The organism is Pseudomonas umsongensis, from assembly GCF_012647205.1.
Taxonomy (GTDB): Bacteria; Pseudomonadota; Gammaproteobacteria; order Pseudomonadales; family Pseudomonadaceae; genus Aquipseudomonas; species Aquipseudomonas umsongensis.
In genome coordinates this window covers 4,615,208-4,635,362 of the sequence record NZ_CP051487.1, presented here as the reverse complement: position 1 = coordinate 4,635,362, position 20,155 = coordinate 4,615,208, and the positions used below count along the sequence as shown (strand labels likewise).

Annotated in this window: 14 protein-coding genes; 9 read left to right on the top strand and 5 right to left on the bottom strand. The window is 62.6% G+C overall.

Annotated elements, in window-relative coordinates:
* Nucleotides 1-54 precede the first annotated feature (54 nt).
* Both cysN and cysD read right to left on the bottom strand, forming a co-directional pair.
* Nucleotides 55-1,968, bottom strand: a complete 1,914-nt coding sequence (gene cysN, locus HGP31_RS20855; protein ID WP_168758571.1) for a sulfate adenylyltransferase subunit CysN — start codon at nucleotides 1,966-1,968, stop codon at nucleotides 55-57.
* Nucleotides 1,968-2,954 (bottom strand): sulfate adenylyltransferase subunit CysD, encoded by a 987-nt coding sequence (cysD, locus tag HGP31_RS30600; RefSeq protein WP_225441952.1) that lies wholly within the window; start codon nucleotides 2,952-2,954, stop codon nucleotides 1,968-1,970. Before cysD ends, cysN begins: the two co-directional genes overlap by 1 nt.
* Nucleotides 2,955-3,997: 1,043 nt before the next feature.
* Here cysD and cysQ point away from each other — a divergent pair.
* On the top strand, nucleotides 3,998-4,762 hold the full coding sequence (gene cysQ, locus HGP31_RS20845) for a 3'(2'),5'-bisphosphate nucleotidase CysQ (protein ID WP_020801146.1): 765 nt from the start codon (nucleotides 3,998-4,000) through the stop codon (nucleotides 4,760-4,762).
* Nucleotides 4,763-4,910: 148 nt separating this feature from the next.
* Here cysQ and HGP31_RS20840 read toward each other — a convergent pair whose 3' ends face one another.
* The 3 genes from HGP31_RS20840 to HGP31_RS20830 all read right to left on the bottom strand — a co-directional run bounded on the left by HGP31_RS20840 (nucleotide 4,911) and on the right by HGP31_RS20830 (nucleotide 7,476).
* Nucleotides 4,911-5,357, bottom strand: a complete 447-nt coding sequence (locus HGP31_RS20840) for a nuclear transport factor 2 family protein (RefSeq protein ID WP_168758570.1) — start codon at nucleotides 5,355-5,357, stop codon at nucleotides 4,911-4,913.
* 95 nt (nucleotides 5,358-5,452) lie between these two features.
* Nucleotides 5,453-5,887: a nuclear transport factor 2 family protein gene (locus tag HGP31_RS20835; RefSeq protein ID WP_083349416.1), complete on the bottom strand. Its 435-nt coding sequence runs from the start codon at nucleotides 5,885-5,887 to the stop codon at nucleotides 5,453-5,455.
* 260 nt (nucleotides 5,888-6,147) lie between these two features.
* Complete coding sequence (locus tag HGP31_RS20830) at nucleotides 6,148-7,476, bottom strand: spinster family MFS transporter (protein ID WP_033045701.1); 1,329 nt, start codon at nucleotides 7,474-7,476, stop codon at nucleotides 6,148-6,150.
* A gap of 518 nt (nucleotides 7,477-7,994) precedes the next feature.
* Between HGP31_RS20830 and HGP31_RS20825 the strand changes: the two genes are divergently transcribed.
* The 8 genes from HGP31_RS20825 (at nucleotide 7,995) to HGP31_RS20790 (ending at nucleotide 20,022) form a co-directional block, all read left to right on the top strand.
* Nucleotides 7,995-9,080, top strand: a complete 1,086-nt coding sequence (locus HGP31_RS20825) for an alkene reductase (RefSeq protein WP_020800075.1) — start codon at nucleotides 7,995-7,997, stop codon at nucleotides 9,078-9,080.
* Nucleotides 9,077-10,930, top strand: coding sequence for a long-chain-acyl-CoA synthetase (locus HGP31_RS20820; RefSeq protein WP_168758569.1), 1,854 nt, complete (start codon nucleotides 9,077-9,079; stop codon nucleotides 10,928-10,930). Before HGP31_RS20825 ends, HGP31_RS20820 begins: the two co-directional genes overlap by 4 nt.
* Nucleotides 10,923-12,008, top strand: a complete 1,086-nt coding sequence (locus tag HGP31_RS20815) for an MBL fold metallo-hydrolase (RefSeq protein ID WP_168758568.1) — start codon at nucleotides 10,923-10,925, stop codon at nucleotides 12,006-12,008. The genes HGP31_RS20820 and HGP31_RS20815 overlap by 8 nt, the downstream gene beginning before the upstream one ends.
* Nucleotides 12,009-12,108: 100 nt before the next feature.
* A complete protein-coding gene (locus tag HGP31_RS20810; RefSeq protein WP_168759207.1) occupies nucleotides 12,109-13,743 on the top strand; it encodes a DUF1302 domain-containing protein in 1,635 nt (544 codons plus the stop codon).
* A 93-nt stretch (nucleotides 13,744-13,836) separates the two neighbouring features.
* Nucleotides 13,837-15,048, top strand: a complete 1,212-nt coding sequence (locus tag HGP31_RS20805) for a thiolase family protein (protein WP_020800079.1) — start codon at nucleotides 13,837-13,839, stop codon at nucleotides 15,046-15,048.
* Nucleotides 15,049-15,052: 4 nt separating this feature from the next.
* Entirely contained in the window at nucleotides 15,053-16,003 is a 951-nt protein-coding gene (locus HGP31_RS20800; RefSeq protein ID WP_168758567.1) for a bifunctional OB-fold nucleic acid binding domain-containing protein/MaoC family dehydratase, read from the top strand.
* 585 nt (nucleotides 16,004-16,588) lie between these two features.
* Complete coding sequence (locus HGP31_RS20795; RefSeq protein ID WP_083349410.1) at nucleotides 16,589-17,575, top strand: WD40/YVTN/BNR-like repeat-containing protein; 987 nt, start codon at nucleotides 16,589-16,591, stop codon at nucleotides 17,573-17,575.
* A 14-nt stretch (nucleotides 17,576-17,589) separates the two neighbouring features.
* Nucleotides 17,590-20,022, top strand: coding sequence for an efflux RND transporter permease subunit (locus HGP31_RS20790; RefSeq protein ID WP_033044538.1), 2,433 nt, complete (start codon nucleotides 17,590-17,592; stop codon nucleotides 20,020-20,022).
* Nucleotides 20,023-20,155: the final 133 nt, after the last annotated feature.

Below are 20,155 nucleotides of genomic sequence, written 5' to 3'. Positions count from 1 at the left end.
GACGAGCACCGCCGCAGGGTGCTCGCTGGATGCCCGGCGAACCGGGCGCCGGGGCTAGAGTTCCTTGCCGATGAAGCCGCGCTCGATCAGCACCTTGATGATCCGATCCACTGCACCCTCGGGCGTCAGCTTGCTGGTCTGGATATGAATATCCGGCTTGCTCGGCACCTCATAAGGCGAGTCGATGCCCGTGAAGTTTTTCAGCTCGCCGCGGCGGACTTTCTTGTACAGGCCCTTGGGGTCGCGCTCTTCGGCCACGGCCAGCGGCGTATCGACGAAGATCTCGATGAACTCGCCTTCCTGCAGCAGCCCACGCGCCATCTCGCGCTCGGAACGGAAGGGCGAGATGAAGGCGGTCAACACGATCAACCCGGCATCCACGAATAACTTGGACACCTCGGCTACCCGGCGGATGTTTTCCACGCGGTCGGCGTCAGTGAAGCCCAGGTCGCGGTTCAAGCCGTGACGCACGTTGTCGCCGTCGAGCAGGTAGGTATGGCGGCCGCGAGCGTACAGGCGGGTTTCCAGCAGGTTGGCAATGGCCGATTTGCCGGCCCCCGACAAACCGGTGAACCACAGCAGCACCGGCTGCTGGCCCATCTGTTCGGCGCGAGCCTTCTTGTTCACATCCACGTGTTGCATATGGATGTTCTGCGAGCGGCGCAGGGAGAACTCGATCAGGCCGGCGCCGACGGTGGCGTTGGTCAGGCGGTCGATGAGGATGAAGCTGCCGGTTTCCCGGTTGTTCTTATAGGCATCGAAAGCGATCGGCTGGCTGGTAAACAGGTTGCACACGCCGATCTCGTTCAACGCCAGTTCCTTGGCCGCCAAGTGCTCCATGGTATTGACGTTGATCTTGTACTTGGGCACCGCCAAGGTGACCGACAGCGTCTTGCCGCCGATCTTCATCAAGTACGGGCGGCCGGCGAGCATGGCCTGTTCGTGCATCCAGATCAGGCTGACCTGGAATTGGTCGGCGACGCTGGCCGGGTCTTCGGCGGTGGACAGTACATCGCCGCGGCTGCAATCGACTTCATCGGTCAGGGTGAGGGTGATGGACTGCCCAGCCACGGCTTGTTGCAGGTCGCCATCGAGGGTAACGATGCGCGAGATCCGGCTCTCTTGCCCGGCTGGCAACACACGGACGCGGTCACCGGGATGGATCACGCCGCTGGCGATGGTCCCGGTGAAACCACGGAAATCCAGGTTGGGGCGATTGACCCATTGCACCGGCATGCGGAACGCCAGTTTCTGCTGGTGCGCCTCGTCGACCTCAACGGTTTCCAGATAGCCCATCAGCGTGGTGCCGCGGTACCACGGCATGTGCTCGCTCTGCTCGGTGATGTTTTCGCCGCGCAGTGCGGACATCGGGATCGCGGTGAAATCCTGCAGGTTGATCTGTTTGGCGAAGGCGCGATAGTCATCGACGATGGCGTTGAAGACTTTCTCCGAGTAGTCCATCAGGTCCATCTTGTTGACCGCCAATACCACCTTGCGAATGCCGAGCAGCGAGGCCAGGTAGCTGTGACGCCTGGATTGGGTCAGTACGCCGCGTCGGGCATCGATCATCACCACGGCCACGTCCGCGGTGGAAGCGCCAGTCACCATGTTGCGGGTGTACTGCTCATGGCCCGGGGTGTCGGCAACGATGAACTTGCGCCGGTCGGTGGAGAAAAAACGGTAGGCCACGTCGATGGTGATGCCTTGTTCGCGCTCGGCGGCCAGGCCATCCACCAACAGGGCGAAGTCCAGTTCGCCACCCTGGGTGCCGTCTTTTTTCGAGTCGGCCTCCAGCGCTTCCATCTGGTCTTCGAAGAGCATTTTCGAATCGTAGAGCAGGCGTCCGATCAGGGTGCTCTTGCCATCGTCGACGCTGCCGCAGGTGATGAACCGCAGCAGGCTCTTGTGCTCGTGGGCCTTGAGGTATTGGCCGATATCCTCGGCAATCAGGTCAGATACGTGTGCCATTAGAAATACCCCTCTTGTTTTTTCTTCTCCATCGATGCGGACGAGTCGTGGTCGATCATTCGCCCCTGACGCTCGGACGTGCGGGTCAGCAGCATTTCCTGAATGATCTTGGGCAGGGTGTCGGCCTCGGATTCGACGGCACCGGTGAGCGGGTAGCAACCCAGGGTGCGGAAGCGCACGTTGCGCATCATCGGCACTTCACCCGGGTTGAGCGGCATGCGTTCGTCATCGACCATGATCAGCATGCCGTCACGCTCGACCACCGGGCGCGGCGCGGCGAAGTACAGCGGTACGATCGGGATGTTTTCCAGGTAGATGTATTGCCAGATGTCCAGCTCGGTCCAGTTGGAAAGGGGGAAGACGCGAATCGACTCGCCTTTGTGCTTGCGCGTGTTGTACAGGTGCCAGAGTTCCGGGCGCTGCTTCTTCGGGTCCCAGCGGTGCTGGTCGGAGCGGAAGGAAAAAATCCGTTCCTTGGCCCGGGATTTTTCCTCGTCGCGTCGCGCACCGCCGAAGGCCGCGTCGAAACCGTAGTGATCCAGAGCCTGTTTCAGGCCTTCGGTCTTCATGATGTCGGTGTGGATCTGCGACCCGTGCTTGAACGGGCTGATGCCCATTTCAATGCCTTCGGGGTTGGTGTGGGTCAGCAGGTCCACGTTCAGCTTGGCCACCATCTGATCGCGGAAGCGATACATCTCCTGGAACTTCCAGGTGGTGTCGACATGCAGCAAAGGGAAGGGCGGCTTGGCCGGGTAGAAGGCCTTCATGGCCAGGTGCAGCATGACCGCGCTGTCCTTGCCGATGGAGTAGAGCATGACCGGGTTGTCGGCTTCGGCGACAACCTCGCGCATTGCCTGGATGCTCTCGGCCTCCAGTCGTTGCAGGTGGGTAAGCGTCATAGATTTTCCTCTCGCTTTTTGTTGTTGTCGTTTATCAACGTACAACTGCTGCGATTCGGACTTATGCGCGACTTGATGTTTTAACATCAGGCGCAACATCTGCAGCATGGGGTCGCGGGGAAGAGGGGGGGCGATGGTCGCTGGCACATCGTCATGGCTGACGCGCGCGGCTTGCTGACTGATCTGGGTCGCCAGTTCGCGGGCACCGCTGAGCATTGCGCTGGCTTGCGGCAGATGGAACAGATGCAGGCGTTCAGCGCGTTCGCCAGCCCAGGTGATAAAGGTCGCGGCGCGTTGCCAGTGCATGCCCGAGAGCAGCGCGAAGACTTTGCGTTCGGCCGAGCGACACAGGCGGTCGAAGAACTCTTCCAGGTGGGGGGCGCGCAACCCGTCTTCGTAAGGCAGCCAGAGCACCTTGCCGCGATTGCTGACCGCGCGCAGCACCCCGTAACTGAGCTTGCCCTGGTCGTTGCGCGCACCGTAGTCATCGATCCAGTGGATCTCGCCGTTCTGCGTACGCGCCTGTTCGAGAATGTCCCGGTAGGTGCTGCGGTACCAGCGCTGCACCGCCAGCGAAGCATTGGCGACACGCTTGGCCGGGCGCTCGGCATTGAGCTGCCAGCGTTGCAGATAATGGGCGGCGGTGCGTTCTGGCAGGTCGATATCGTGCAGACGCTTGACCAATGCCTGCATCGCTTCCAGTTGCCAGAGCAGGAACGGCAGCTGGTGCCGTTCCGGCAGCGTGCTGACCAGCAATTGGTAGATGCTGCGTTCTTGCTCGGCGCTGAGGCTGCGGCCCTCACCTTGCTTGCGCCCACGTTCGCGCACAGGCACGGCGCTCCAGCCACCGGCTTGCCACGCCTTGTAGGCAGAGATGATGGTCGGCGATGAGAGCCCGGTGTCCTGGCTGATGGTCTTGAGCGTGCTGCCGCCGATGCGCAACTGCACGGCACGCAGGCGCAGCTGGTTGATCTGCGCAACGGATAACTGATTGCCGTGGGACACGGGAACTCCTGTTAAACATCCATTTGCTGAGTGGCGGGGCTGTAGATGTCTGTACTGTTCCCGGATCCGCAAAACGGCGCATAGGCCGAACGGACCATACGAAGAACAAAAACAGGAGAATTCCCATGAACGACTCAATGACTGTTCTGCTTGAAGACGTCATCGGTATTGTTCGCGCAGCGGGCGAGCTGGTGATGGAGGTGTATCGCTCGGATTTCGAGGTGCGCGGGAAAGTCGATACCTCGCCGGTGACCGAGGCTGACGAGCGCGCCGAGGCGCTGATTCTGCAGGCCTTGGCTGCACGCACGCCGCAGATCCCGGTGATTTCCGAAGAGGCCGCCGCTGCCGGCCATGTGCCCGAGGTGGGCCAGCGGTTCTGGCTGGTGGACCCGCTGGACGGCACCAAGGAGTTCATCAATCGCAATGGCGAGTTCACCGTCAATATCGCCCTGATCGATAACGGTGAACCGGTGCTCGGGGTAGTCCTGGCGCCCGCGCTGGACCGACTGTTTGCCGGTGCCCGTGGTTACGGCGCCTTTATCGAACAGACGGGAGAGCGCCAGGCAATTCACTGCCGAACGGTGTCGCAGGAGGGGCTGGACGTGGTCGCCAGCCGCTCCCATGGCGATGCCGAGGCGCTGGATAAATTCCTCGACGGGCGTCAGGTGCGTTCACTGAAAAGTGCCGGTTCATCGCTGAAGATTTGCCTGGTGGCTGCTGGCGAAGCAGACCTTTATCCGCGCCTGGGGCGCACCATGGAGTGGGACATTGCCGCGGGGCATGCGGTGCTTGTCGCGGCCGGTGGGCAGATTCGCACCCTTGCCGGCGATGCGCTGCGTTATGGCAAGCCCGGCCTGGACAACCCGCATTTCTACGCTCAGGGTCTATAGAGCGCCGGGTATTCGCGAATGTAATCGTTCCTCCCTCCTGTAGGAGCGAGCATGCTCGCGAAAAACCCGAGGGCGCCGCGGGGCATCTGGTTTAACGCGTTATCGTTCACGACCATCGCGACGGTGCGACGATTCGACATGCTCGCTCCTACAGGGTAGGGTCGGGGCGCAGGATTTCGCGGCAGCCCTGCTCGTGACTGATGACCATGCGTCGATGGGCAATACGCCAGCCGTTTGGCGTGGATGCCCAGCGATCCTGGTATTCGGCCAGCGATTCATAGGTCAGGTCCTGCAGGCTGCCGGCGCCGCGATGCGCGGCGCGCACGTACACGCGGCTCTTGACGGCCGAATCGCTGGCGTCGACCAACAGGTTGCCAAGCAGGTGTTGGGACGGTCCGCAACCGTCCAGATGTGCACGGATCATGGCCACGATCGGTTCACGCCCTCGAAGTGGGTGCAAGCCGCCATAGTCAGCGGTGGCGTCTTCTAAAAAAACATCATCCATGGCGGACCAGTCGCGTTGGTCGCAGGCACGTGCATAGCGGGAAAGAACCACATTGAGCTCGCGCTCAAGCAGCAGATTGTCGATGTCCATCTTGCCTCCCTTTGTTTTCGTCTTCCGGTTTTTCGGCTGACCTGATGCTCGGGCCGGCGCGGGTTTCCCTCATCGTCCGTTCAGACCATTTGTGCCTACATCAACAAATGCCCGCGCAAGTCCCCCATCATGTCCAGGTGTGAATAATCACGAAAGCTGAACCGCCAGACCCCGTCGACACGTTCGAATTCATCCAGGTAACGCCCGGCGGCGATGGGTTGCAGGGTTAGCGTGTCGGTAGCCTGCAGCACGGTGTAGCAGGCGCGAACCGTGGCGGTTCCGGAGGCTTCATCGATGTCGACGATGGGGTTGCTGATGACGTGTCGGGTGCGCGGAGTGCCGCAGGGGTAGAGCTTGATGCGTTGCTGCCAGATCCCCAGCAGGGCTGTGTGATCAATGCACTTGTCCTGGCTGCTTACCTTGATACGGGCGTGACGAAACAGCTCGGCGGCCTCGACCAGCTGGCCGCTGTCCAGGTGCTCGGCGTAACGGTAGAGCAGGTTGCAGATCTGTACGGCGCTGGTACTCATGGTGATCCTCATGAGAAAACGTTTTTCACGCGATCCCGGTAAAACAGATAACGCGATACTTGTAGGAGCAAGCCTGCTCGCGATGGAGGTCAACGATGACGCGGGGAGCCTGACGCCCCGCGGTGCTATCAGGTTTTTCGCGAGCAGGCTCGCTCCTACAGGTAATGCTTCATACATTTTTCCCGGGAATGCATGACGAACCCTTAAAAAAGCCGCTGGAACCTGGCGAGGTTGCAGCGGCGCGATGGTGCGGGAAAGGGTCAGGCCGTCACGGCACGGACCGGTGCAAGGTGCGCAGCCGGGCTCTTCATCTGTTGGCGATAACGGGGCAGTGCAAAGGCCAGGAATACGCTGGCCAGCATCAGCATGGACACCGACGAAGCCAGGGCATAACGCAGGGATTCACTGCCCAGGGTCGGCACGAAGAAATCGCTGAGCATGCCGACGAACAGCGGCCCGATACCGACGCCCAGCAGGGTCATCGACATGACGAAAATGGCCGTGGCCTGGGCCAGTCGCGTGGCCGGGAACAGGTGGGTGATCGCGCTCAGGCACGGTGTTGCCCACCACACACCGAAAAAGGCGAATGCGCTGTAGAACAGGAACGCCTGGGGTACTGCGATGTTGCCGATATGGAATGCCGTGCCTTGGGGCCAGAGGAAGTACGCCAGGGCGAAGGGAATGCTGATCAGCGTACCCAACAACGGCACGCCGATTTGCCAGCCGACATCGCGACGCGCCATGCGGTCGGTAACCATGCCGCACAGCAGGGTGCCGAAGGTCGCACCGGTACCGCCCACTACACCGACCAGGAATCCGGCTTCCTGCAGGTTGAGACCGTGGGAGCGTATCAGGAAACTCGGGCTCCAGGTGCCAATCGCGTAACCGGCAATCGCCGCCGCGCCGCCGGTGAGTACCAGGCACAGGAACGAGGGCATGCGAAACAGCTCGACCAGGGTCTTGAGCCAGCCATCCTGTTGCATCGCGAGATGGGCCTGCGGCACTACGCGCTTGGGCGTGCGCACGGTCAGCAGTAAAAGCAGGCCCAGGAAGATCCCGGGTGCGCCGATCAGCAAGAAGGCGTAGCGCCAACCGTGGTGCTGGGCAATCCAGCCACCCAGGCCCAAGCCGACGATCGCCCCCAGGCTGGAACCGAGCATCAGCACCGACAGGGCAGTGGATCGGCGGTTCGCCGGGTACAAGTCCGAGACCATCGCCACCGAAGGCGCAGTGCCACCGGCCTCACCGACCGCCACGCCGATCCGCGCCAACACCAGGGTCAGGAAGTTGCCGGCCATGCCGCACAGCATGGTCATCAGGCTCCAGGCAATGCAGCTGAAGGCGATCACCGGCTTGCGTCCGATGCGGTCTGAGAGGCGCCCCAGCGGGAAGCCGAACACGGTGTAGAACACCGCGAAGGTCACGCCCGAAAGCAGGCCGATGCCGGTATCGGAGATGCCGAATTCGAGCTTCACCGGCTCAATCAGGATCGCCATCAACTGGCGGTCGATGTAGTTGAACACGTAGATGCTGGCGAGCACGAACAACGCATAGTGCGTTCGCCATGTCACGGGGGTGGATTGGTTCACTGCGGGTGCTCCCGGTTTTGTTCTAGTTGTCGCGATGCTGGGCTTGTCCCGGTTTTTTCTCATCGTCCGTTCAGACCATCTTTTTCGCCCCGGAACGGTTCACTCGTAGGAGCCAGGCTTGCCGGCGAAGAACGATGACGCGGTATGAAAGGGACACCGCGGTGTTCCGATCGTCTGTAGGAGCGAGCGGGGGTCGATCCGACTTGCCCGCGAACCAGGCGCCTCGGTACATCTGCCAAACCGCGTCATCGTTCTTCGCGGGCAAGCCTCGCTCCCACAGGCGGTGTGTCAGATACACCGCAGCGTCCCTTTCGCCGGCAAGCCTGGCTCCTACGGAACCGTACAGACGATGCGGTATCGGGTTCGTCCTGTCGATAGCGAACCTAGTCTTGTCGGACGATGTTTCGCCCGCGCTCACGATCAATCATTCAGCCCATATCCGCTGGTGTGCCAGCGCTTGCCCACACTGTGGCAAGCCCTCAGGCAGCCAGAAAACAATAAGAAGCTGAGGAATTGAAATGAGCGTCTTGTTCGAGCCGGTCGCCCTGGGCGAACTGCAACTGGCCAACCGCATTGTCATGGCCCCCATGACTCGCAGTCGCGCCCTTGCCGATGCGGTGCCCGGCAGCGCCATGGTCGAGTACTACCGCCAGCGTGCCAGTGCCGGGTTGATCGTGGCGGAAGGCACCGCGCCGTCCGCCAGCGGCCTGGGCTATTGCCGCACCCCAGCCATCTACACCGGCGAACAGATCGCCGGCTGGCAGCAGGTCACCGAGGCGGTGCATGCCGAGGGTGGGCGCATCGTCCTGCAACTGATGCACGTCGGCCGCGCCGCCAGTCGGCACAACAAGCCGACATGGGCCGCCACGGTGGCACCTTCGGCGCTGCGTGCGCGCACCCAGGTGTTCAGCGATGCCGCGGGCTTGGTGGACACCGACGAGCCACAGGCGCTGACCTTGCAAGGCATTGGCGATGTGATCGAAGACTATCGCCAGGCCGCGTTGAATGCGCGTCAGGCCGGTTTCGACGGTGTCGAGCTGCACTGCACCAGCGGTTATCTGCCGATGCAATTCATGGCCTCCGGCAGCAACCAGCGCAGTGATGCCTACGGCGGTGACGCGAAGGGGCGGGTGCGTTTTGCCAAGGAAGTGATCGAAGCCATGGCGACTGCGATCGGCGCCGGCCGCGTTGGCTTTCGCCTGTGCCCCGGCAACCCCTACAACGACATCGACGACCGCGATCCGGCCGAGACGGCGGCCGCCTTGTGTGAAGCCGTGGCGCCGTTGGGCCTGGCGTACCTGCACATCATGCGCTCGCCCCTGGCTGACCTCGATGCCTTCGCCCTGGCGCGCCGGCACAGCCCCCATGCGTTGATTCTCAACGATGGTTTCGACGGCCTTTCGGCCAGCGCCGCTCTCGCGTCGGGCGAGGGGGCTGCCGTGTCGTTCGGTCGTCACTTTATTGCCAACCCCGATCTGGTGGAGCGCTTGAAGCGGGGCCTGCCGCTCAGTGGTTTCGACCGCAAGACCCTCTACACGCCAGGCCCGGCCGGCTACTCGGACTACTCCGCCTATCAAGCGATCGCCCAGGAGGTGGCGCAATGAACCTGAACGACCTGACCGGCGTCCTGCCGACCCACCCCGTGCCTCGGGAGCAAACCCAGGCGCTGCTCGACCAGCGTTCGGCCGCCGCCGGGCTGATCAAGCCGAGCGATCGTTACACCCTGGCCGACCGACTGGAACACCAGGCGCGTGAACAGGGCGATCGCCCGTTCCTGATCTACAACGAGCAGACCTTGAGCTACTTGGAGGTCGATGCGCGGGCCAATCAAATGGCCCACACGTTTTATGCCAATGGCCTGCGTGCCGGCGATGTCTGCGCCCTGGCCATGGAAAACCGCCCCTCGTTCTTCTGCACCTGGTTTGGCCTGGTCAAGCTCGGGGTGGTGGTGGCCTTCATCAACACTCAGGTCAACGGCCGTCCGCTGCTGCATGCGTTGCAAACCACCGACGCCAAGGCGCTGGTGATCGGTGAAGAATGCCTGGCCAATATCCAGGCCACCGAAGGTTTTCCGGACCTCCCGTGCTGGCTGATACGCGACGCGGAAAATTCCTGGAGTGGCCCGCTGCCCAAGGGCGTCGACGGGCATTTCGATGCGCGCCTGGAGAAAGCCCCGCGCACGCCGTTTCCCCGCGATATCCGCGCGCACATCGAAGCGCAGGCCGCGACCCTGCTGATCTTCACCTCGGGTACCACCGGCTTGCCCAAGGCGGCGCGCTACAGCCATATGCGCTGGATGTCCTCGGGCGATGTGATGGAAGTCACCCTGCAAGCTACCCGCGAGGATGTGTTCTATTGCTGCCTGCCGTTGTACCACGGCGCCGCGGCCACGTCGGTGACCTCTACCGCGTTGCGGGCCGGTGCGGCCATCGTAGTGCGCCGCAAGTTCAGCGTGCGCGAGTTCTGGAACGACGTCGCGCGTCATCAGATCAGTATCTTCCAGTACATCGGCGAGATCTGCCGCTATTTGCTAAACCAACCCGTGCGAGCGGGCGAGCGCGAGCACAGCCTGCGCTGCATGCTCGGTGCCGGTTTGTCACCCGACTCCTGGCAACGCTGGCTGGAGCGCTTCGGCCCGATCCAGGTGTTCGAGGGTTGGGGCGCCACTGAGGCCAATGCCGCGGTGATCAACGTCGACAACTATTTCGGTTCTTGCGGGCGCGTGCCGGACTGGAACAAGACCAACGTGCGGCTGGTGCGCTACGACATCGAAAACGACTGCCACCCACGGGACGAAAACGGTTTCTACCAGCTCTGCGAAGTGGGCGAGGTTGGCGAGGCCATGGGCTTTATCGTCGATCACCCTGAGATCGGTGGTGGGCGTTTCGAGGGTTACACCTCTGCGGAGGCGACCGAGAGCAAAATCCGTCGCAATGTGTTTCGCGAGGGCGATGCCTACTGGAGTTCTGGCGATTTGCTGCGCGAGGATGCCAACGGTTACTGCTATTTCGTCGATCGTATCGGCGATACCTATCGCTGGAAAAGTGAGAACGTTTCGACCCTCGAAGTGGCGGGCGCCCTGGGCGACCTGGCGGGCCTGGAACTGATCAATATCTATGGCGTCCAGGTGCCGGGCCATGAAGGCCGCGCCGGGATGGCCGCGGTGCTGATGCAGGCCGGCCAGGCATTCGATCCCGACGCCCTGTACGCCCTGACCGAAGCGCGCCTGCCGCGTTATGCGGCCCCGGTGTTCATCCGGGTCACCCAGTCGGCAGACCTGACGGCCAGCTTCAAGCTGCGCAAGGTCGATCTGCAACGCCAGGGCTATTGCCCGAGCCTGTGCAGCGATCCGCTGTTCATTCGCGACGACCAGGCGCGCACCTATGTGCCCTACTCGGTAGAGGCCCTGACGCGCGCCGGCCTCACGCCCTTTTCGGTGGCCAACCATGGCTGACCTCGACGACAACGGTCACGAACTGCGCGGCGGCCTGCGTTATCCCTGGCCGCAGGCGCCCGATCGCGGGCAGGTGCGCGAAGTGGCGCCGGGCGTGTGGTGGCTGCGCATGCCGCTGCCGTTTCGCCTGGACCACATCAACCTCTATCTGCTGCGTCACACCGATGGCTGGGTGGCGGTCGACACCGGCATGAATACCGACCAGACCCGCGAAGTCTGGGAACGGGTGTTCAGTGAAGTGTGCGACGGGCTGCCATTGTTGGCGGTGGTCTGCACGCACTTTCACTCTGACCATGCCGGCGTGGCCGCGTGGCTTTCGGAGCGCTTTCAATGCCCGGTGTATATGACCGCCAGCGAGTTCCAGGCGCTGCACCTCAAGTTTCCCGCCGGTCAACCACCGGGCTGGGACTTCCTCGACTTCTACCGCAAGGCCGGCGTGGCTGACGAGCAAAGCACCGAGATGTTCGCGGTGATGAGCAATGCCCATTTTCTGCCCGCGCCGCTGAACCATTACCGCCGTTTGCGCGAGGGCAGCCTCCTGAATATCGGTGGCCGCACCTGGCAGGTGGTCATCGGCCGCGGTCACTCGCCGGAGCATGCCTGTCTGTATGCCGCCGATGACGGCTTGCTGATCTCCGGCGACCAGGTGTTGCCACGCATCACCTCCACCGTCGGCGTACATGCCACGGAGCCGTTGGCCAACCCGCTGGGCGACTGGCTCGATTCCATCGAGCATTTGCGCAGCGTGCCCGACAGCGTGCTGGTGCTGCCGGCGCACGAGCGGCCGTTTTTCAATTTGCATGAACGCCTGGATCAGCTGGACGCCCATCACCGCGGGCATCTGGCGCAGATGCTGGCCAACTGTGACGAGCCGCGCACCGTGCTCGAGCTCATGGCTGTGCTGTTCCCCAGGCTGTCGGGTCGTTTCGACGAACTGATGGCGCTTGGCGAAACGTTGGCCCATGCCAACTACCTGGTGGCCGAAGGGTCGCTTGCGCGGGAAGAGGACCGGGGGTGTTTTCGCTACCGGCGTGCTGTAAGGGGAGCGTGCCCGGTTACACCGCTCAACGTGTTTTGAGCGGATGGCACGGCAGCAGTGTTGAACATTCCAGGCAGCCAACCGGTTGCCCTTGAGGAGAATCAGTGTGATCAACAACAACAAAAATAACGCTAAGGTCATGGTTTCGAGCGCATTTCAGGTCAGCAGCCTGGCGGCGGCGATTGCGCTGGTGACCACGCCGGTATGGGCCGGCGATACGATCGAATTCGACAACGGTTTGACCATGGACTGGTCGGTGACCACCAGCTATGGCATCGGTGTGCGCACCGGCAGTCAGAGCGATCGCTTGCTGACGGTCAACGCCGACGATGCCAACCGCAACTTCGATAGTGGCAGCCTGACCACCAACCGTGTGGGCGCGCTGGGCGAAATAATCCTGCGCAAGGACAACTATGGCGCCGTGGTGCGCGGCAGTACCTTCTACGACGACGTCTACCACAGCGGGAACGATAACGACTCGCCCGCCACCGTGAACAAAACCGGCAGCAATGACGAGTTCACCAGTGATACCCGTTACTACAGCGGCGGACGTAGCAAACTGCTGGATGCCTATGTGTTCAGCGGCTGGCGCTTTGACAACGACACCATGCTGGACGTCAAGGCCGGGCGGCATATCGAATCCTGGGGCGAAAGTTTGTTCTACCCGGGTGTGAATGGCGTACAAAACCCGTCTGACGCGGTAAAAGCGTCCCAGCCGGGTGTCGAGGTCAAGGAAATACTCTTGCCGGTGGGCCAGTTCTCCGGCTCGTTCCGACTGAACCCCCAGCTGACGTTCGGTGCATATGTGCAATACGAATGGAAGGGCACCGAACTGCCGCCGGTGGGTAGCTACCTATCGAGCAGTGACGTGGTTGGCCCCGGTCGCGAGTTCATCTACGCCAACGGCCAGAAGATCGCTTACCGCGGCACCGACGAACCGCGCGATAGCGGCCAGTGGGGCGTGCAGGTGCGCTACCGCCCGGTACCGGCCATCGAGCTGTCGTTGTTCCACGTCAACTACCACGACAAGAACCCGGCCACCGCTCTGGTCGGCTACGACCCGCGGCCGGTGGGCGGTGGCCTCAACGCCTTCGTCAGCAATGGTTACCGGATCAAGTACTTTGAAGACATCAAGCTGACCGGCATCGCCGCCTCGACCAAGATCGGCGACACCCAGTTCGGCGCCGAATGGTCGTACCGCGACGGTGCGCCAGTGATGGTCAATACCGGCCTTGGCGCGGTGCCGTCCAAAGGCAAGGGCCAGCAAATGCAGCTATCGGCGCTCCGGATCCTGGGGAACCGCCCCTGGGCCAGCCAGACCACCCTGACTGCCGAAATCATCCGTGTGCAGGTCGACAGCGTTGAATCCACTTCGGCGGCGCCCAACCTGCAAGGCGTGAACCTATTACCCTCCTTGGCACCTCTAGTGGCCTCTTCCGATGACTACACCTACAGCACAGCCGCGGGTTACCGCACCAAGTCTTCCAGCGCCTACACCGTGGGCGCATCGTTCAGTTATCCGGGAGTTTTCCAAGGCTGGGATCTGGAAGTCCCCTTCAGTTTCTCCAACGTCTTCAGCGGCTCCACGCCCATGGCCGGAAGCATCTCCGGCGTCGCCGGTGACCGACGCCTGAGCGCGGGCACGACCTTCAAGTACCTGGGCAACCTGGAACTCGGCTTGAGATACATCTCTTATCTGGGTGCAGCTGATCCGATCGACCGTCCGTTCGCCGACCGCGACTACGCCACGTTCTCGATGAAATACACCTTCTGATCGACCCCCCAAGATCCGGGTCGCCGTGGTGTGCCCGGAGCTTCAACACAACCTGGAATAGGCCGCAGCTGAACGCTTCGGCATGGAGGCACTATGGGACTCAAAGGGCATGCGGCCATCGTTGGCAGCGCACAATACAAACCGGAAAAATATTCGACCGCGCCCAAGATGTTTCACCTCGAGCAAGTCGCCGACCTGGCGGCACAGGCCCTGCGCGATGCCGGGCTGAAGGCCTCGGACCTCGATGGGCTGGTGATCAACGGCCCGCACTTTCACGAGGCTTCGGTGTTCGTACCGGCGATGGCCGCCGAATACCTGGGCCTGCGATTGAACTTCGCCGAAGTGGTGGACCTGGGTGGATGCACCTCGGTAGGCATGGTCTGGCGCGCTGCCGCCGCCATCGAACTGGGGCTGTGCCAGGCCGTGCTGTGCGTCATTCCTGCGCGCATGGCGCCGCTGGGACCCGACGAAGATCCCGGCTGGATGGCCCGCTCCATGCGTTTCGGCGGACACAGCACCGCGTTTGGCGCGCCTGAAGCCGAGTTCGACCTGCCTTATGGGCACATGGGCCAGAACACCGGCTACGCGATGATCGCCCAGCGTTATGCCGCTCAGTACGACTACGACCAGCGGGCGATGGCCAAGATCGCCGTCGACCAGCGCACCAATGCCTTGGCCAACCCGCAAGCCATGTTCTATGGCCAGCCGTTGACCATCGAGCAGGTCCTGGCGAGCAAAATGGTCGCCGACCCTCTCCACGTCCTCGAGATCGTCATGCCGGTGGCCGGTGGCGCCGCGCTGATCATCACCAACAAGGAAGTGGCGGCACGGGCCCGCAAACGCCCGGCCTTCATTACCGGCTTTGGCGAGCACCTGGCATTCAAGTCGCCATCGTATGCCGAGGACATGCTGCGCACGCCGATTGGCCCGGCTTCCGAGCGGGCCTTTGCCATGGCGGGCCTCAAGCCCAAGGACGTCGATGCCGCACAGATCTACGACTGCTACACCATCACCACTTTGCTGACCCTGGAAGACGCCGGTTTCTGTGGCAAGGGCGAGGGCATGGCCTTCGTGCGTGAACACGACCTGACCTGGCGAGGCGACTTCCCGATGAACACCCACGGCGGGCAACTCAGTTTCGGCCAGTCGGCCTCGGCCGGTGGCATGAGCCAGGTGATCGAGGCGGTGACGCAGATCGCCGGCACTGCCGGCGAGCGCCAACTGGGGCGCTGCGACAGCGTCTACGTCTCCGGCACCGGCGGCGTGATGAGCGAGCAGGGCGCATTGATACTTCAGGGAGCATAAGCACATGTCCAACAACAAACCGATGCCGGTCGCGACGCAGATCTCCGCACCGTTCTGGGAGGGCCTGAAGGCTCGCCGCCTGTTGATCCAGCAATGCAATGCCTGTACGCACTGGAATTTCTACCCGCGCCGGCATTGCCCGGTGTGCCTGGAACATGATTTGGCCTGGCGCGAAGTCGACGGCGCCGCGACGCTGTACAGCTACACGGTGACGCGCATTGCCACCTTGCCCGATTTCATGGATGAAATGCCGCAGAAGCTGGCAGTAGTAGAGCTGGCCCAAGGGGTGCGCATCAACACCAACCTGGTGGGCCTCGAAGAAGACGAAATCCGCATCGGCATGGCCTTGCAGCCGGTGTTCGCCGAAGTCGATGCCAAGGGTAACCGCCTGCTGCGTTTCACCGGGGTGGACAAGGACGCGGCGAGCCTTGAGCCGCTGCCCGCGCAGGACAGCGAACCGGCGCCGGTGGCGTCGGAGCAACCGCCCGTGCGGCAGATTGACCTCAATGATGAAGCGGCCTTGCAGGCCCTGGTCAGCGATCAGTTCAGCGACTGGAGCAACGTGGTGGTGGTCGACCAGGCGCTGATCGACGCCTTCGCCCAGTTGTCGGGCGACGATTACTGGATCCATACCGATCCGGAACGCGCCCGCCTGCAAAGCCCGTTCGGCGGCACGATCGCCCACGGCGCGCTGGTGCAGGTGCTGCAGTCACGGATGAAACTGGCACTGGGCTTCGAAATCAGTGGTTTCACCACCCAGGTCAACTACGGCTCCGACCGCCTGCGCTTCCCGGCGCCAGTACCGGCCGGCTCGCGCATCCATTCGCGGGCTCGGGTGAAAAAGGTCGATCTGTCGGCCCGTGGCACCCAGCTGACCCTGGAACTCACCACCCACGTGGTGGGCCAGGACCGGCCGTCGGTGATCAACGACCTGGTCATCCTGTACCTCGCCTGATCGCCACCGGAGCCATTGAATGGGTGAGGTCCTGTGGGAGCGAGCCTGCTCGCGAAAGCGTTAGATCAGTTGACCTGGATGGCGACTGGCATGGCCTCTTCGCGAGCAGGCTCGCTCCCACAATTGGATCGTGGACAGTCCTGCAATCAGGTCGACTGTCAGGCCGTTTGCCTTTGCCTTTGCTTTTGCTCTGCTTTGGTTTTTGATTTTTTGCCCCCGAGTGCAGGTTCTGCCCAGCGCGGCGGGCCCTGTAGGAGCAGCCGGTCGACGCTCGAATGCTCGCGAAAAACCTGAGAGCACCGCGGGATGTCAGGCTCCCCGCGTCATCGTTGACCTCCATCGCAGAGCATGCTCGCTCCGACGGGGGATCGAATACTCCCGCAAAAAAACCAAGTCCCGACCGCCACGCCATTTGCGCCAATCCATAAGCCATTTGGACGATGTGTGACCCACCCCTTGCGCCGACTATTGCCCCGGAGGCAACGCCCGATTCGGTTGCCTCGCATGCCCTGGCGCCTGACAAGAACAAGAGGATTGGCCTATGACTTGCCCTATGCACGCGTGCCCCGAACAGGAGCGTTGCTCATGCGCTCTGTGATCGGCTACCTGGTCTGCCTGGTGGTCGCCCTGACCATCGGCTACACCTTTTCCCCAAAATCTCCACCGCAGGCAGAACTGTTGGCCACACGCCCGGACCGGGTGCAGATCAACGGTCTGCTCAACCTTGGCTCGCGCGTGGTCGCCGTGGGCGAGCGCGGCAGCATCCTGCTCAGCGACGACCAGGGCGTCAGCTGGCAGCCCGCCAGTGTCGCCCCGCAACGCGATGCCACCTTGACTGCCCTGGTGGCGCTGGACCCGCAGCGCTTGCTGGCGGTGGGGCATGACGGCTTGATCCTGCGTTCCACGGACGCCGGCAGCCATTGGCAGGAAATTCGCTACGACAGCGATTTGGGCGAGCCATTGCTGGGGATCTGGAGCAGCGGTGGCGACAACGTCATGGCGTTCGGCAGCTTTGGCAAGTTCTATCAATCTTCCGATGCCGGACAGACCTGGACACCGCAGGTCCTGGACATCGACAGCGCACACCTCAACAGCATGGCCGGTGGCGACGATGGCCGACGCATGCTGGTGGGCGAACAGGGCCTGGTGCTGCGCACGGCCGATGGCGGCCAGCATTGGCAGACCTTGCCGGCGTTCTACAGCGGTTCGCTGTTCGGCATCGTGCGCCTGAGCGCGAATAATTGGGTGACTTATGGCATGCGCGGGCATGTGTTCGTCAGCCACGACTTCGGCGACAGCTGGACCCAGATCGACGTGGGTAATCAACTGCCGCTGTACGGCCATGTACTGCTGCCCGATCACTCGGGCCTGGTGATCGTCGGTGCCGGCAGCTCGGTGGTGCGCCTGGATGCACAGGGTGCACTGGTAGGTGTCGCGCGGCTGGCCGGGCTCGGTACGTTGACCTCGGCGGCGATGGTGGGCTCGCGCCTGCTGGTGGGTGGCGAGCGTGGGGTATTGCAGGGTTCAGGTGGCAGCGTTGCTGCCCTAGTGGCCACACAGGCCACCCAGTAAATGAGAGGCAGGCAATGAATCAAGGTAAACACTGGGTGACGCGTGGCGTCGAAACGTGCGCGGACTACCTGATGGCCTGGCGCAAGGGACTGCTGTTGCTGTTTGTCCTGGTGACGCTGGGCCTGGGCTACAGCGCTACCCACACGCAACTGGACCCGGGCTTCAACAAACAGATCCCGGTGCGTCATGAGTACATGGTCAACTTTCTCAAGTTCAGCCGTTACTTCACCGGCGCCAACCGTTTCCTGGTCAGCGTGCGCTGGAAAGGCGAGGGCGACATATACAACGCCGAGTACCTGGAGACCCTGCGCAAAGTCACCGACGACGTGTTTTTCATTTCCGGAGTCAGCCGTCCCAGCGTGACGTCGCTGTTTACCGCCAACGTGCGCTATATCGAAATTACCGAGGAAGGCTTCTTCGGCGACGTGGTGGTGCCACCGCGCTTCAGCGGCACCCCTGAGGACCTGGCGCAGGTGCGCAGCAACACTGCGGCGTCCGGACAGGTCGGCCGCCTGGTGGCCAACGACCTGAAGTCGGCCATGGTTCGTGCCGACTTGCAGGACACTGACCCCAAGACCGGCCAGCCGGTCTCCTATGTCGAAATCGCCAAGCGCCTGGAAGAAGTTCGCGGCAAGTACAACAGCCCTGACATCGAGATCAACATTGTCGGCTTCGCCAAACTGGTGGGCGACGTGGTCGAAGGGTTGAACACGGTAATCGGCTTCTTTGTCGTCGCGTTCGTGATCACCGGGTTGCTGCTGTGGCTGTACTCGCGTTCCCTGCGCCTGACCGTGGTGGCGCTGCTGGTAGCGTTGCTGCCGGTGGTCTGGCTGCTGGGGTTGTTGCCGCTGTTGGGGTTGGGCATCGATCCGATGTCGATCCTGGTGCCGTTCCTGATCTTCTCCATCGGCGTATCCCATGCGGTGCAGATGACCAATGCCTGGAAGCAGGACGTGCTGGCCGGCAGCAGTTCCAGGGAAGCGGCGCGCCTGGCGTTCTGCAAGATCTTCATCCCCGGCTCCCTGGCCTTGCTGATGAACGCCCTGGGGTTCGCGGTGATCATGATGATCGATATCCCCATCGTCCACGAACTGGGGGTAACGGCCTGCATCGGCGTGATGCTGATGATCATCACCAACAAACTCATGCTGCCGGTGATCATTTCCTACCTGCGCCTGGAACCTGCGCTGTTGCGCCGGGCGCAGGCGCGGCCGGCGGGCAGGCATCGCCTGTGGTGGCGCCTGTCGGCGCTTGCCGAACCGGGGCCGGCCCTCGGGGTGTTTGCCGTCAGCCTGTTGCTCCTGGCAGCCGGGGCCTGGAAGGCTCGCGACCTGGCGGTAGGCGACATCGGCGCGGGCGCGCCGGAACTGCGGGCCGATTCGCGCTACAACCAGGACAACGCCAAGATCATCAACAGCTACTCCATCGGTCTTGATGTGTTGTCAGTGTTCGTCCAGGTCAAGGGCGTCGACGAAGGCTGCCTGTCACCCACGGTGATGCGTGCGGTGGAGGCGTTCGACTTTCGTATGCGCACCGTCACAAGCGTTCAGTCGATCCAGAGCGTGGCGGACATGGGCAAGCGGGTGATCGCCGGCAATAACGAAGGCAATCCGCGCTGGGCGGCGATTCCGGGCTCGCCCCGAGGCCTGAGCCAGGGCGCAAGGGCCTATATGCCGGATGACGGACTGGTCACCGACGGCTGCCAACAGATGCAGATCCTGGTGTTCCTGGCCAACCACGAAGGCAGCACCGTCAGCCATGTGATCAGTGAGGCCAACCGCATCATTGCCGAAGTCAGCTCGCCAGAAGTCGAATTCCTCCTGGCCGGTGGCAACGTCGGGGTGATGGCAGCCTCCAACGAGGCGGTCAAGCGTGCCGAAGTCATCATGCTGGGGGCACTATTCGGATCGGTGGCGTTGTTTTGCTGGCTGACCTTCTTGTCGATCCGCGCGGTGCTGTGCATTCTGGTGCCGCTGGCGATTGTTGCGATCCTGTGCAACGCGCTGATGACCCTGCTCGGGATCGGCCTCAAGGTTGCCACCTTGCCGGTGATGGCGCTGGGAGTGGGGGTGGGGGTCGACTACGGGATTTACCTGTACGAGCGCATCCAGCATGAAATGCTGCGCGGTGCCAATCTGCGGGAGGCGTTCTACGAGGCCATGTGCCAACGGGGTACGGCCGCGGTGTTCACGGCTGTGACCATGGCCATCGGGGTCTGCACCTGGGCGTTCGCGCCGCTGAAGTTCCAGGCCGACATGGGCGTGCTGCTGTCGTTCATGTTCCTGGTCAACGTGCTGGGGGCAATTTTCCTCCTGCCGGCGCTGGCGGCCTGGTTCAATCGCGGGCGACCGCTGGTCACCGCACGGGTACGCCAACCGGTACCGGCACACGGGCAGTTCCGCTTGAAAAACAGCCCGGCTGCGCGTGATACCGCGAACGAAAAATAATCCTGCCGGACCTATTGTGGAGTCCGCAGGCGCTGGTGAAACTGGCGGGCAAGTAGCAGTCGAGAGAGGGGAGCCCTGGGCTCCCCAGCCGAAATTATAAAAATAACAAGGGAAGGGCACAGTCCTTACCCGA

Coding starts and splice junctions, on each gene's coding strand:
- cysN (WP_168758571.1), bottom strand. CDS start 1,968: ATGGCACACGTATCTGACCTGATTGCCGAGGATATCGGCCAATACCTC.
- cysD (WP_225441952.1), bottom strand. CDS start 2,954: ATGTTAAAACATCAAGTCGCGCATAAGTCCGAATCGCAGCAGTTGTAC.
- cysQ (WP_020801146.1), top strand. CDS start 3,998: ATGAACGACTCAATGACTGTTCTGCTTGAAGACGTCATCGGTATTGTT.
- HGP31_RS20840 (WP_168758570.1), bottom strand. CDS start 5,357: ATGGACATCGACAATCTGCTGCTTGAGCGCGAGCTCAATGTGGTTCTT.
- HGP31_RS20835 (WP_083349416.1), bottom strand. CDS start 5,887: ATGAGTACCAGCGCCGTACAGATCTGCAACCTGCTCTACCGTTACGCC.
- HGP31_RS20825 (WP_020800075.1), top strand. CDS start 7,995: ATGAGCGTCTTGTTCGAGCCGGTCGCCCTGGGCGAACTGCAACTGGCC.
- HGP31_RS20820 (WP_168758569.1), top strand. CDS start 9,077: ATGAACCTGAACGACCTGACCGGCGTCCTGCCGACCCACCCCGTGCCT.
- HGP31_RS20815 (WP_168758568.1), top strand. CDS start 10,923: ATGGCTGACCTCGACGACAACGGTCACGAACTGCGCGGCGGCCTGCGT.
- HGP31_RS20810 (WP_168759207.1), top strand. CDS start 12,109: ATGGTTTCGAGCGCATTTCAGGTCAGCAGCCTGGCGGCGGCGATTGCG.
- HGP31_RS20805 (WP_020800079.1), top strand. CDS start 13,837: ATGGGACTCAAAGGGCATGCGGCCATCGTTGGCAGCGCACAATACAAA.
- HGP31_RS20800 (WP_168758567.1), top strand. CDS start 15,053: ATGTCCAACAACAAACCGATGCCGGTCGCGACGCAGATCTCCGCACCG.
- HGP31_RS20795 (WP_083349410.1), top strand. CDS start 16,589: ATGCGCTCTGTGATCGGCTACCTGGTCTGCCTGGTGGTCGCCCTGACC.
- HGP31_RS20790 (WP_033044538.1), top strand. CDS start 17,590: ATGAATCAAGGTAAACACTGGGTGACGCGTGGCGTCGAAACGTGCGCG.